Origin of the sequence: Streptomyces sp. NPDC086766 (assembly GCF_044746005.1) — a bacterium.
Taxonomy (GTDB): Bacteria; Actinomycetota; Actinomycetes; order Streptomycetales; family Streptomycetaceae; genus Streptomyces.
This window is the reverse complement of sequence record NZ_JBIVBI010000004.1, coordinates 132,394-144,195: the sequence shown is the minus strand read 5'-3', so window position 1 is coordinate 144,195 and position 11,802 is coordinate 132,394. Positions and strand designations below refer to the sequence as shown.

The following is an 11,802-nucleotide window of genomic DNA, read 5'->3' as shown; positions in this document are numbered from 1 at the left end:
CGGAGGAATCCGGCGACGAGCAGGAGGGGCATGACCGACACGACCGGGCCTCCGCCGACGAACGACCCCGGCGCGCACAGGCCCACGGACGCCCTGAGCTGGGCCGGGCCGGTGCGCCACCACGCCCGCGCTCCTGCTCCGGAGGAGAAATGACCAGTACCGCACCCGCCGTCGCCCTCCTGCCCGCCGTCGCCGCCACCCCGTACCGCCGATGAGCACCCCCGTGAACCCCGGAACCCGCGGGACCTTCCAGCTCCCTCCCTGACCCGGGCCACCTCCCGGCAAGACCAATCCCAGCGGAACCTTCGGTACCGCGACTGCTCGCACCCGGATCCCGTGGACGTCAGGTGACTCGGAGGGAGCGGAGTACGCGGTCGGTCGGGTCGGCGCCGTCGTGGCGGCGGATCTGCACGTACACCTGGGGCCGTACCGCCCCGTCGGCCGGGACGAGCGCGCCCTCCGTGATGCCGCCCCCGTCGCCGCAGCGGCTCCACCGGCGGATCCGGCCGTGCCAGTGCCCGCCCGCCCAGGCGCGGTCGCCGTCGTAGTGGCAGCCGCGGTGGGACAGGGCGCCGACCCGGGCCGTGACGTCGCCGCTCCGGCTCAGGCCGACGAACACGCCGTCCACGGGAGACCCGGCGTCCTGCCACCGCGCCAGGTCGTCGGCGACGGCGAGCCCGGGCTCGTGTCCGGCGCGCAGCCCGAGCGCCGCCGGATCCCAGCCGGAGTCCCGCAGTTGGCCCGCCCAGGCGGCCGGCACCTGAACCGTGATCCGGCCGGTGGCGTCCCGCACCCGTACGTCGTGCGGTGCCGCGGGCGGCCGGATCGTCAGGGCGAACATGACCACGGCGGCGGCGACCACGGCAAGCGCGGCGGCCACGGCGGCGAGCGCGATCACCGCCTCCCGGCGCCGGCGGGGACCGGCGGCCGAGGGCGCCGACTCGGCCGTCCCGACCGCCTGACCCGAGTTTTCCGCCTCCTCCGCCCCGGCCGCCTGGTCCGGCTCCTCCGCCTCCTTCACCCCTGCCGGGCGCTCCCTCGGCTCGGGCAGCTCCGCCAGCTCCTCCAGCTTCTGCGCGAACGCCATTGCGGTGGGCCAGCGTCGTTCGCGGTCCGGTTCCAGGGCGCGCAGGACGGCCTGCCCGACAGCGGCGTCCAGGCCCGGCCGCAGCCGCTCCGGTGGCTCGACCCTGCCGGGGGCGCCGGGGACCGCGCCGGTGAGGAGCCGGTAGCCGACCGCGCCCAGGCCGTAGACGTCGGCGCGCGCGTCGATGCCGGCGCCCGGCTCGGCCTGCTCCGGCGGCCGGTACCCGGCCGAACCCGCGGCCTGGGTCAGACCCGACGCCTGCGCCAGGCTCTTGGCCAGCCCGAGGTCGGCGAGCAGCACCCGCCGGCTGCCGTCCGGGGCCGTGCGCAGCAGGATGTTGCTCGGCTTGACGTCCCGGTGCACGATGCCCGCCTCGTGCAGGGCGTGGGCGCAGCGGGCGGCCAGGGCGGTCAGCACCAGCGCCTCGCGGACGGGGAGGGGCCCGGCGGCGGCCCGTTCGGCGAGGGTGCCGGCGTCGGCGTACTCCATGACGAAGTACGGCCTGCCGTCGGGCAGTTCACCGATGTCGTAGACCTGCACCACCCGGTCCGAGCCGGCCCTGCGCAGCAACCGTGCCTCGGCCAGGAACCGTTCGCGGATGTCGAGCCGGTGCGCCCAGTTCTCGGCGAGGACCTTGACGGCCACCGGGGCCTCGAGCGCATCGTCGTGGGCGAGCCACACCGTGCCGAAGGCGCCGGTGCCCAGGCGCCGTTCGAGCCTGTAGCGGCCGATCCGCTCGAGGGACTGCATGGCACTATCATGCCCGCCCGAGATCGACTCCGAGGGAGACCCGTCGTGCTGAACGCGGCGCTGACCGAAGACCTCGCCCGCCGGGCCGCCGCGGGCGACGGGGCCGCGCTGGAGGAGCTGCTGCGGGAGGTGCGCCCCGAAGTGCTGCGGCGCTGCGGGCGCTTCCTGCCCTGCCGCGAGGACGCGGAGGAGGCGGCGCAGGACGTCCTGCTGCAGATCGCGCGGAAGATCACCGGTTTCGAGGGCCGCAGCCGCTTCGGCACCTGGCTCCACACGGTCGTCGCGAACTGCTGCCGGCAGAAGTACCGCGAGCTCAGGCGCCGGGCCGCCGAGCAGCCCGCCGCCGTCGAGCCCGCGCAGCAGGCCGACCCGCGCACCACGAGCGTGATCGCCGGGTCCCGGGTCGACCTGCTGGAGGCGCTGGACCGGCTGGAGCGGGAGCATCCGCATCTGGTGGGGCCGCTGGTGTACCGGGACATCTGCCGGCTGGAGTACGCCGAGGCCGCCGAGCGGATCGGCATTCCGCTCGGCACGTTCAAGTCGCGGCTGCACGAGGCCCGACGCCAGGTCAGGCCCTGGCTGAAGGACGCCTCCTGACCGTGCACGCGCACTCCGCGCGGCTCAGTCCTCGTCGAGGGGGGACAGCTCCGCCCAGATGGTCTTGCCCTCGGCGGTGTGCCTGCTGCCCCAGCGCCGGGTCAGCCGGGCGACCAGGAGCAGACCGCGCCCGCCCTCGTCCCAGGTCTTGGCGCGCCGCAGGTGCGGGGCGGTGTGGCTGGTGTCGGACACCTCGCAGATGATGCGGTCGTCGTCGTGGATCAGCCGCAGCCGGATCGGCGGGGTGCCGTACCGGATGGCGTTGGTGACCAGCTCGCTCACCACCAGCTCGGTGGTGAACACCGCCTCGCTCAGGTCCCATACACCGAGCTGCTCGACGGCCTGCCGGCGGATCGGGGCGACCAGGGCGGGGTCGGCCGGGATCAGCCAGGTCGCCACCTCGGACGGCGCCAGGCCCCTGGTCCGGGCGAGCAGCAGGGCCACGTCGTCCGAGGAGCCGCCCGGCGGCAGCAGCGCGTGCAGCACCCGGTCGCAGGTCTCGTCCAGGGAACCGGACGGCGCGCCCAGCGCCGTGCACAGTGCCCGCCGGCCCGCCTCGGCGTCCCGGCCGCCGCTCTCGACCAGCCCGTCGGTGTAGAAGGAGAGCAGGGTGCCCTCCCGCAGCTCGAACTCCGCCGACTCGAACGGCAGTCCGCCCAGGCCCAGCGCCGGGCCCTCCGGCAGCTCCAGCGGCCGGGGCGGCCCGTCGGGCGGGATCATCACCGGCGACGGGTGTCCCGCGCGGGCGAGCGCACAGCGGCGCGACACCGGGTCGTACACCGCGTACAGGCAGGTGGCGCCGACCTCGCCGGGGCGGTCCTCGTCGCCCGCCTCGGCGGTCGTCCGGCCGACCAGGTCGTCGAGGTGGGTGAGCAGCTCGTCCGGGGCCAGGTCGATGTCGGCGAGCGTGCGTACGGCGGTGCGCAGCCGGCCCATGGTCGCCGACGCCTGCACCCCGTGCCCGATGACGTCCCCGACGACCATGGCGACCCGCATCCCGGACAGCGGGATCACGTCGAACCAGTCGCCGCCGACCCCCGCCCGCGCCGCCGGGAGATAGCGGGACGCCGCGTCGACGGCGGCCGTGCGCGGCAGGGTGCGGGGCAGCAGGCTGCGCTGCAGGGCGAGGGCGGTCTCGCGCTGCCGGCTGTAGCGGCGGGCGTTGTCGACGCAGACGGCCGCGCGGGCCGTCACCTCCTCGGCCAGCAGGACGTCCTCGGGCCGGAACGGGTCCGGACGCCGGAACCGGGTGAACACGGCGACCCCTAGGGTGACACCGCGGGCCTGGATCGGCACCGACATCGTGGAGTGGATGCCGTACTCCTCCACCCGCCGGCTGCGCACCGGGTCCCAGGACAGCCACTTCTCCAGGTCGCCCGCGCCCTTCGACACCACCACCGCGTGGCCGGCCAGCAGGGAGGCGCCCTGGGGCGACATGAGGGGGTAGGTCTCCAGCTGGCCGGGCCGCGCCACGGCCTCCGGGCTGCCCGGAGTCACGGACCGGTGGGCGGCGCGGCGCAGGCCGACCGGCACGGCGAGCGGCCCGGTGGGGATCTCCCCGCCGGACTCCGGAGGGTCCAGCAGGTCGACGCTGACGAAGTCGGCGAGCGCCGGGACGCAGACGTCGGCGAGCTCCTGCGCCGTGCGGGTGACGTCGAGCGTGGTGCCGATACGGACGCTCGCGTGGTTCACCAGTTGCAGCCGTTCCTGCGCCAGGTACTGCTCGGTGAAGTCGTGGACGGCGACGCACACCCCGCGCACCCGCCCGGTCGCGTCGGTGATCGGGGACATCCGGGCGAGCCACGCGTTCGTCGGGCTGTCGCCCCTCATCGGCAGGTACGTCCGTACGTCGTGCCCGCGGCCGGTGGCGAGCACGTGCTGCAGGTTGCGTTCGATGTCCTCGCTCTCCGGCCGGCCCCCGATCTCGGGGGCGCGCAGCCCGCGCAGCCGCTCCCGGGGCAGCCCGATCACCTCGGCCATGGCGGCGTTCATGGAGTGCAGGCGCAGCCGCTCGTCGTAGACGGAGAGGGCGCAGGGGGAGTCCAGGAGTCCGGCCCGGGAGAGCGTGTCGTCCGCGTCCGGCGGTCCGCCGCCCGGCAGAGGTGTGACGAGCAGCCAGTCGCCGCCGTCCTCCGGCGGCCGGTGGTGGGCGAGGACCCAGACGGACACGGGGCGCCCGTCGCCGTGCCGCAGGGTGAGCGTGCCGTTCCAGCGGCGGCCCTCGGGCGGCGCGGCGGGCGGGCCGTCGGCCAGCAGCTTTGCGGCCGGCCTGCCCACGACCTCCTCCGGAGGCCGGCCCAGCAGACGCTGCGCGCCCTCGTTCCACTCGACGACGACGCCGCTCTCGTCGACGACGGCCCGAGCGGTGACGGCCTCGTCGAACGGATGCACCGGGCTCATCGTCGCCACTCCATCGCGCACACTCACGGTAAACAGGCGCGTCCCTTGCGTTCCAGCGTAGTGCTTTCCCGCCCCCGCGCGAGCGGCGATCCACTGCCGTCGCGAGGCTGCCGGGACGCCGGCGTCCGGGCGCGACCGACGTCGGCGTCCTCTGGCGGGAGGCGGCGCGGCCCGGCCCGCGCCGCCTCCCGCCGGGATCGGCCCCGCCCCTCCCGGGCCCGGCCGGAGCAGGTCTCCAGCCAGCCCCCGGTACCATCCCTCCACGGCTGTGACCAGCGGATATTTACGGCCGAACAGCCTCGCGGTACCGTGACGTCATGCCAGCCCTGAATGTGGAGTTCAGCGACCGCGAGCTGGAGGATCTGCGGCAGATCGCCAAGGAACGCGGTACGTCGATGAAGGCGCTCGTACGCGAGGCGGCGGCTGCCGACATAGCCCGGCACCGGGCCCTGCAGGAGGGCGCCGAGGCGTTCCGTAGGTTCTTCGCGGCCCACGCCGAGGAGTTCGCGGCCGCCTTTCCCGAGGACGAGCAGCCCAGCAGCGGCGAGGGGCGGGCCGCCTGACCGATGACTCCCGTCATCCATATCGACGTGCCCTGGCTGCTTCAGCGCCATGAGGAAGTCCTGCCCGACCAGCCCACGGTGAACGACTTCTCGGCACTGGTGGCCGCCGTGGCCCGCCACCGTGTCGACCCGCCCCGCCTCGGCGTGGACTCCGACCCCGCCTGGCGGGCCGCCGCGCTCCTGCACACCCTCGCCCTGCTCAAACCGCTGCCCTCGGCCAACGCCCGCTTCGCCTGCGCGACGGCGGTGGCGTACATGTTCGTCAGCGGAGTGGGCATCGACCCGCCCTACGGCGCCCTCGTCGACCTCGCACGCGACCTGATGTCCGGGAAGTCCGACGTCTATGGCGCCGCCGACCGGTTGCGCTCCTGGCAGATCTGACACGGCGTCCCCCGGGGGCCGCCGACCGAGGGCGGGAGGAACACGGTCGGCGGCCTTCGCGCGCGGGAGAGCCGCCGTTCCGCGCCGGGCCTGATCCGAGGGGCCGGCTCCAGTGGACTCCTCGGACGGGCGGCCCGGGAGCGTGCGTGACGCGCCGGCGCGTGCGCGGGTTTCACACGGGGCGCACTCCCGAGGCGCGAGTCGGCGCCCGGGACAAGGGACGCGCTGTGTCCCGACTTTCCGTCAAAGAGGCGGATGTCGCCCCGGGCGCCTTGTTGGCCGTCGTCCCGGTGTGGAAGGGTGAGCCACCTTGTGGGGGGCAACGGCCTTTTCCGCAGCGACAGTTGGGGCATTCGAGCCGATTCGCCGCCGGGCGGAGCCCTGCCCCTCGCGCCCACACCTCCTGGTTACGCACCAAAGGAATCCGCTCCGTGCCCACCCCCCACCCCCCGCTTCCTCCCTACCCGCCGCCGGGCGGGGTCCCCGAGGAATCCGACGAGTCCCTCGCCGCCCGGCTCAGAGGCAGCACGGACGACGAGGTCGCGCACTGCGTCGCCCTGCTGATCGCCCGCCACTGGCAGCCCGTCCACGACTACGCCGTCATCTGCCTCGCCTCCTCCGCGCCGATCGCCGCCATGGTCACCTCGGCCGCCTTCCACCACGCTCTGGACCGGCTGACGCTGGGCGAACCGGGCACGGCGCTGCGCCCCCGGCTGCTGCTCGGCGTCCGCGACACCGTGCGGCGGTGGGCCGCCGAGGACCGCGTGTCCGAGGTGCTGCCCGCACTGCGCAAACCCGCCGGCGGACGCGGTATGCGCGCGGCCGTGTCCCTGACGCCGGAGAACCGCCGGCTCGCCCAGCGCTCCTTCGAGAACCTCCCCGCGGTCGCCCGCTGCCTGCTGTGGCACACCGAGGTGGAGGCCGAGCCGCTCGCCGCCCCGGCCGCCCTGCTCGGGATGGACGACGACACCGCCTCGTTCGCCCTGGAGCAGGCGCGGGAGCAGTTCCGCGAGGGCTGTGTCCGCGCCCACCGGGAACTCGCGCCGACCGACGACTGCCGCTTCTACAACCGCCTGCTGGACGTGCCGATCCGGCGCGGCGGCGCCCTGCTCCCGGACGTCCAGCGGCACTTGGCCGAGTGCCGCTACTGCCGGGACGGGGCGGAACAGCTCGGCCAGGTGGAGCGCGGGACGGGCGCCCTGCTCGCCGAGGCGGTGCTCGGCTGGGGCGCCCGCCGCTATCTGGACTCCCGCCCCGGCCGGACCCCGCACCGGGCGCGGTCCAGGGGCGCCGCCCGGCACGGCGCCGGCCGGCCGCCCGGCGCCGGCCGCCATCGGGTGCTGTCCCGCTTCCCGGCCGCCGCGCGGTTCCTGCCCCCCGGTCGGCGGTCGTCCCGGGCGCTGCGCACCGGCGTCGGGCTGGCCTCGGCCGGACTGCTGGCCACCGTGCTCGGCGTCAGCCTGTGGTCGCACGACGACGGCGGCACCCCGGCCCCGGGGGTGACCGGCGCACGGCGTACGGCACCCGGCCCCGGCTCCCCGGCGCCGACCGCCGGCTCCCCGGGGCGGCCCGGCACGGCGGGGCTGCCCACCGCCACCCGGCAGACGCGGCTGCGCGACGCCGCCGCCGGCCTGTGCCTCGACATCCGGGGCGAGCCGAAGGCCGGGGCGGACGTCCGACTCGCCCCGTGCTCCCCGGCGTGGACCCAGCTGTGGTCGCTGGAGAACGACGGGCTGCTGCGCAGCTTCGCCGATCCCGGCCTGTGCCTGGACTCGCACGCGGACGCCGGTGTCGTCATCCTCGGCACCTGCGCGGACGCGGACGCGCGGCGCGGCCCCGACGTGCGCTACGACCTCACCGTGCGGGGCGAGTTGCTCGCCCGGTGGGACGAGCGGCTCGCGCTCGCCCCCACCACCCGCACCCCGGGCGCCGACATCGTCGTCAAGGTCCGCGACGGCTCCGACGACCAGCGCTGGCTGACCGACTCGCCGTCGGCGAGCCCCGGTTCGCTGTCGATCGCGGGCACGGGCGCGCCGTCCGCCCACCCGGTGGGACTCTCCCGCACCAACGCGTGAACGGCCGTGGCCGCCTCCCGCATCGGGGGAGGCGGCCACGCGGAACCCGGCCGGCGGTCAGACGGCGTCCTCGACCAGGTCGCCGGGGCCCACCGTGCCCGGTCCCGCGTGCCCCGACAGGGCGAGGGTGAGGTCGAACTCCGCGAGCAGGCAGCGGATCACGTGTTCCACGCCCGCCCGGCCGTCGAGGCCGAGCCCGTACACGTACGGCCGTCCCAGCAGCACGGCGGACGCACCGAGGGCGAGCGCCTTGAAGACGTCGTCCCCGGTGCGGACGCCGCTGTCGAACAGGACGGTCAGCCGGTCGCCGACGGCCCGCGCCACCCGGGGCAGCGCGTCGGCTGCCGCGACCGACCCGGCCACCTGGCGGCCGCCGTGGTTGGAGACGACCACCCCGTCCATCCCGGCGTCGGCGGCGAGCCGGGCGTCGTCCGGGTGCAGAATGCCCTTGAGGACGATCGGGCCGTCCCAGTTCTCCCGCAGGAACGCCAGGTCGGGCCAGGTCTTGCCGGGGTCGGCGAACATGCCGACGAAGTGCATCACCGCCGCGTTCGGGTCCTCGTGCACCGGCTTGGCCAGACCAGCTCGGAAAGCCGGGTCGGAGAAGTAGTTGGCGGTGCCCACGCCGTGCAGGAACGGCAGGTACGCCTGGTCGAGGTCGCGCGGCCGCCATGCCAGCAGCGGCGTGTCCAGTGTGACGACGAGGACCGAGAAGCCCGAGGCCTTCGCCCGGTTCAGGAAACTCCGCGTCACCTCGCGGTCCTTGGCCCAGTAGAGCTGGAACCACCGCTCGGCGTCGCCCATCGCCTCCGCGACCTGTTCCATCGGAGTGCTGGACGCCGAGGACAGGATGTACGGCACGCCCTGCGCGGCGGCGGCCCGCGCGGCCGCCGACTCGGCCTCCGGATGCATGATCGACAGCACTCCGACCGGGGCCAGCGCCAGCGGCGCGGGCAGGTCACGTCCCAGCACCCGCACCGACAGGTCGCGTTCGTGCACGTCCCGCAGCATCCGCGGAACGATCCGGCGCCGGTCCAGGGCCGCCCGGTTGGCGCGCGCCGTGCTGCCGCTGCCCGCGCTGCCCGCGACATAGCCGACCGGGCCGGGGCCGAGCCGCTGCTCGGTCAGCTCCTCCAGCCGGGTGAGATCGGTGGGCAGCCGCGGTACGGCCCCCGTCATCCCGTTGAGATAGATCTCGTACTGGAAGTCCGCCCAGTGCCGCGCCATGCGTCCGTCCCGCCTCTCGTCGCTGAGCCCGCGTGGCCCCCGACGATACTGGCGGGTAGGAGCCGTCCGACGGTCAACCCCCCGCCGCCGCGAGGAGGATCGCGGCCAGCTCGCGCGGCCGGGAGAACATCGGCCAGTGTCCGGTGTCCAGCTTCTCCAGTTCCCACCGCTCGCCGGTGAGCAGCGCGGCCACGGCGGGCGGCGGTTCGGGGCCGTCCAGCAGGCACTTGACGTACGTGGCCGGCAGCTCGGCGAGCGGACGGCTCAGCACGGCGGGCTCGGTGAGGGTGCCGCCCGGGTGGGGCGTGCCCTCGGTGACGATGCGGTCGATCTGCGGGCCGGTCAGTTCCTGTCCCGCGTAGTCCTCCGGGGCGAGGGGCGGCCAGACGCCGTCGTGCTCCGCGAGCGCCTGCCGAATGTGCTCGCTCGGGAAGCTCGCGAGGAACGACGTCCCGTCGACAGGGACGTTGGCGTCGACGAACACCACGCGCCGGAGCCGGTCGCCGATCCGCTCGGCCGCCTGGCCCACCGGGATTCCGGAGTAGCTGTGCCCGACCAGCACGACGTCCCGCAGGTCGAGGCGCTCGACGTGGTCGACGATGTCCCGCACATGCGTCTGCTGTCCGGCCGGCGTGCCCTTTTTCTCGGCCAGGCCGGTGAGGGTGAGGGGATGCGCGCCGTGCCCTGACTTCCGCAAGAGGGGGACGACCTCGTCCCACGCCCACCCGCCGAGCCACGCGCCTGCCACCAGTACGAAGTCCGTCATGGCCCCAACGTAGCGGGCGGGTACGACAACGGGGCCCCGCGGCGGGCCGGTTGTCCGGGGGCGCGTGCTCGGCGGCCGCGCCCCTCGGCCGTGCGGGGCCGGTATACGGCCGACGGCGGTGATCTCCCCGCGCTCCACCGTCACGCCCACATGAACACAAGGGGTCGCGAAGCGGTCCGCCGAGAGCGCAACCGGAATGTTTCAGGACGATTAACGAACGTAAGGAATCAAGCCATCCGACCTGATTCGGCGATCCGCAACCCCACAGATTGGGGGTCGGAACGTTCGGACTCTGTGACTTCACGCCACTGCTTCAACACACAAGGTTACCGAAACCCATGCCTTCGATGTGAGTTTCGGCGGCGGACTCGGCAGACTCCGGGGCGCCGGTCAGGCACCGACCGTGCCGGCTCCGGTATCTCTCATCGAAGAAATCTCGAGCGGAAGGAAGCACACAATGCGGAACACCGCGCGCTGGGCAGCGACTCTCGGCCTGACGGCCACCGCCGTCTGCGGACCCCTCACGGGGGCCGCGCTCGCCACCCCGTCCAGCGCCCCCGCCTCGCTCTACGCCCCCTCGGCCCTGGTGCTCACCGTGGGCCACGGCGAGAACGCGGCGGCCGCGACCCCCGAACGTGCCGTCACCCTGGGCTGCGCCCCCACGTCCTCCGGCACCCATCCGGCGCCGGCGCTGGCGTGCGCGGAACTACGCGCCGCCGGCGGGGACTTCGACGCCCTGACGGTCAAGCGGGACGTGCTGTGCACCAAGGAGTACAACCCGGTGGTCGTCACGGCCGCCGGCGTCTGGCAGGGCAAGCGCGTCTCCTACGAGCGCACCTTCGCCAACACCTGCGTGAAGGACGCCGCCATGTCGAGCGTCTTCGCGTTCTAGGGACCGGGATCGCGCCGTCCCCGTGAAACAACTGAAGGGTCCCGTAGCTGGGGAGTGCGAGCCCCTGTAGCGGGGACCACGGCGATCTCGCACCAGGGGTCGGCCGGGCGGAGTGGGGCCGCCCGCCGACCCCTGGTATCACCTTCGCTCCGTGTTCCGCCGGTCCGCCGGCCGGACGCGGAGCGTTCTCGTTCCCGCGGCCTCAGGCCCGGTCGCGGTGACTGGTGTCGCACCACGGGTAGCGGCGGCTGCGGCGGCAGGTGCACAGGGCCACCCGGAAGCGGTCGGAGGAGACGGTGGTGCCGTCCTCCAGTTCCACCTCCACGGGTCCGTCCACGAGGATCGGCCCGCGCCGCCGCATGGTGACCCGGCGGGGCGGGTCCGGACGGGGGCCTTCAGAGGGTGCGTTCGGCACGGATGACCACCAGCTCTTCCTTCTCGTCGGCCACGGAGAGCAGACCGCGCTCCCGCAGCCAGCTCCGCCGCGCCCGCAGGACGGGCCCGAGTGCGATCCACCGGCGGCGCACCACGGCGGCCTTGAGCCCGGCCGCGCGCAGCCGGTCCACGGTGTGGCCGGGCCCGCTCAGCGCGGAGTGGACGATCAGCAGGACGCCTCCGGGCCGCAGCAGGCCGGGCGCGTCCCGGCAGAGCCGGTCCAGCACGAGCCGCCCGTCGTGCCCCGCGTCCCAGGCGCGCGACCTGCCCCGCGGCTCGCCTCGCGCGCCGGGCGCCGGCACATAGGGCGGGTTGGCGAGGATGAGGTCGAACGATCCACCGCGCACCGGACCGAAGAGGTTGCCGCGCCGGATGTGGACCGGCAGGCGGGCCAGCCACGCGTTGAGCCGCGCCGTCCACACCGCCCGGCGCGAGACGTCGACGGCGGTCACCTGGGCGCCCCGCCGGGCGGCCTCGAGGGCCAGCGCGCCGCTGCCGGTGCCCACGTCGAGCACCCGCGCGCCCGGCGGCAGGGGTTCGGCGGCCAGCGCCTCGGCCAGCAGGGCGGTGTCGTCCTGGGGGGCGTAGACGCCCGGGAGTACCAGTGAATGCACAGGGGCGCGAGTACC

12 protein-coding genes are annotated in these 11,802 nt (G+C 74.9%); 6 read left to right on the top strand and 6 right to left on the bottom strand.

Translation table 11 applies throughout. The annotated features are described in order from the left end of the window. Positions 1 to 30: 30 nt before the first annotated feature. On the top strand, positions 31 to 153 hold the full coding sequence (locus ACIPM1_RS09110) for a hypothetical protein (protein WP_402431049.1): 123 nt from the start codon (positions 31 to 33) through the stop codon (positions 151 to 153). 190 nt (positions 154 to 343) lie between these two features. On the opposite strand, the gene ACIPM1_RS09105 is transcribed toward ACIPM1_RS09110, so the two are convergent. Continuing rightward, positions 344 to 1,837 (bottom strand): serine/threonine-protein kinase, encoded by a 1,494-nt coding sequence (locus tag ACIPM1_RS09105; protein WP_402431046.1) that lies wholly within the window; start codon positions 1,835 to 1,837, stop codon positions 344 to 346. A gap of 9 nt (positions 1,838 to 1,846) precedes the next feature. Here ACIPM1_RS09105 and ACIPM1_RS09100 point away from each other — a divergent pair, with 9 nt between their 5' ends. Next, positions 1,847 to 2,434 (top strand): RNA polymerase sigma factor, encoded by a 588-nt coding sequence (locus tag ACIPM1_RS09100; protein ID WP_402431043.1) that lies wholly within the window; start codon positions 1,847 to 1,849, stop codon positions 2,432 to 2,434. A 24-nt stretch (positions 2,435 to 2,458) separates the two neighbouring features. Here the strand turns inward: ACIPM1_RS09100 and ACIPM1_RS09095 are convergent, their stop codons facing one another. Continuing rightward, positions 2,459 to 4,834: a SpoIIE family protein phosphatase gene (locus ACIPM1_RS09095; protein WP_402431040.1), complete on the bottom strand. Its 2,376-nt coding sequence runs from the start codon at positions 4,832 to 4,834 to the stop codon at positions 2,459 to 2,461. 317 nt (positions 4,835 to 5,151) lie between these two features. Between ACIPM1_RS09095 and ACIPM1_RS09090 the strand changes: the two genes are divergently transcribed. The 3 genes from ACIPM1_RS09090 (at position 5,152) to ACIPM1_RS09080 (ending at position 7,853) form a co-directional block, all read left to right on the top strand. Further along, complete coding sequence (locus ACIPM1_RS09090) at positions 5,152 to 5,397, top strand: hypothetical protein (RefSeq protein ID WP_402431037.1); 246 nt, start codon at positions 5,152 to 5,154, stop codon at positions 5,395 to 5,397. Positions 5,398 to 5,400: 3 nt separating this feature from the next. After that, positions 5,401 to 5,778, top strand: coding sequence for a toxin Doc (locus ACIPM1_RS09085; RefSeq protein ID WP_402431034.1), 378 nt, complete (start codon positions 5,401 to 5,403; stop codon positions 5,776 to 5,778). Between the two features lie 431 nt (positions 5,779 to 6,209). Then, on the top strand, positions 6,210 to 7,853 hold the full coding sequence (locus ACIPM1_RS09080; RefSeq protein WP_402431031.1) for an RICIN domain-containing protein: 1,644 nt from the start codon (positions 6,210 to 6,212) through the stop codon (positions 7,851 to 7,853). A gap of 57 nt (positions 7,854 to 7,910) precedes the next feature. On the opposite strand, the gene ACIPM1_RS09075 is transcribed toward ACIPM1_RS09080, so the two are convergent. Both ACIPM1_RS09075 and ACIPM1_RS09070 read right to left on the bottom strand, forming a co-directional pair. Beyond that, positions 7,911 to 9,080, bottom strand: coding sequence for a lactate 2-monooxygenase (locus ACIPM1_RS09075; protein WP_402431028.1), 1,170 nt, complete (start codon positions 9,078 to 9,080; stop codon positions 7,911 to 7,913). A gap of 73 nt (positions 9,081 to 9,153) precedes the next feature. After that, the gene (locus tag ACIPM1_RS09070; protein WP_402431025.1) at positions 9,154 to 9,846 is read right to left on the bottom strand and encodes an alpha/beta fold hydrolase; all 693 of its coding nucleotides are present in this window, start codon (positions 9,844 to 9,846) and stop codon (positions 9,154 to 9,156) included. 457 nt (positions 9,847 to 10,303) lie between these two features. On the opposite strand from ACIPM1_RS09070, the gene ACIPM1_RS09065 reads away from it, so the two are divergent. After that, positions 10,304 to 10,738, top strand: coding sequence for a protease inhibitor (locus ACIPM1_RS09065; protein ID WP_356182127.1), 435 nt, complete (start codon positions 10,304 to 10,306; stop codon positions 10,736 to 10,738). 202 nt (positions 10,739 to 10,940) lie between these two features. Here the strand turns inward: ACIPM1_RS09065 and ACIPM1_RS09060 are convergent, their stop codons facing one another. Together ACIPM1_RS09060 and ACIPM1_RS09055 are read right to left on the bottom strand one after the other, a co-directional pair. Then, positions 10,941 to 11,153, bottom strand: a complete 213-nt coding sequence (locus ACIPM1_RS09060; RefSeq protein WP_402431021.1) for a CDGSH iron-sulfur domain-containing protein — start codon at positions 11,151 to 11,153, stop codon at positions 10,941 to 10,943. Further along, the gene (locus ACIPM1_RS09055; protein ID WP_402431018.1) at positions 11,134 to 11,787 is read right to left on the bottom strand and encodes a HemK2/MTQ2 family protein methyltransferase; all 654 of its coding nucleotides are present in this window, start codon (positions 11,785 to 11,787) and stop codon (positions 11,134 to 11,136) included. Before ACIPM1_RS09055 ends, ACIPM1_RS09060 begins: the two co-directional genes overlap by 20 nt. Positions 11,788 to 11,802 lie beyond the last annotated feature (15 nt).

What these genes read in the sequence shown, in the direction of transcription:
- ACIPM1_RS09110 (WP_402431049.1), top strand. Translation starts at nt 31, where the DNA reads ATGACCGACACGACCGGGCCTCCGCCGACGAACGACCCCGGCGCGCAC.
- ACIPM1_RS09105 (WP_402431046.1), bottom strand. Translation starts at nt 1,837, where the DNA reads ATGCAGTCCCTCGAGCGGATCGGCCGCTACAGGCTCGAACGGCGCCTG.
- ACIPM1_RS09100 (WP_402431043.1), top strand. Translation starts at nt 1,847, where the DNA reads ATGCCCGCCCGAGATCGACTCCGAGGGAGACCCGTCGTGCTGAACGCG.
- ACIPM1_RS09095 (WP_402431040.1), bottom strand. Translation starts at nt 4,834, where the DNA reads ATGAGCCCGGTGCATCCGTTCGACGAGGCCGTCACCGCTCGGGCCGTC.
- ACIPM1_RS09090 (WP_402431037.1), top strand. Translation starts at nt 5,152, where the DNA reads ATGCCAGCCCTGAATGTGGAGTTCAGCGACCGCGAGCTGGAGGATCTG.
- ACIPM1_RS09085 (WP_402431034.1), top strand. Translation starts at nt 5,401, where the DNA reads ATGACTCCCGTCATCCATATCGACGTGCCCTGGCTGCTTCAGCGCCAT.
- ACIPM1_RS09075 (WP_402431028.1), bottom strand. Translation starts at nt 9,080, where the DNA reads ATGGCGCGGCACTGGGCGGACTTCCAGTACGAGATCTATCTCAACGGG.
- ACIPM1_RS09070 (WP_402431025.1), bottom strand. Translation starts at nt 9,846, where the DNA reads ATGACGGACTTCGTACTGGTGGCAGGCGCGTGGCTCGGCGGGTGGGCG.
- ACIPM1_RS09065 (WP_356182127.1), top strand. Translation starts at nt 10,304, where the DNA reads ATGCGGAACACCGCGCGCTGGGCAGCGACTCTCGGCCTGACGGCCACC.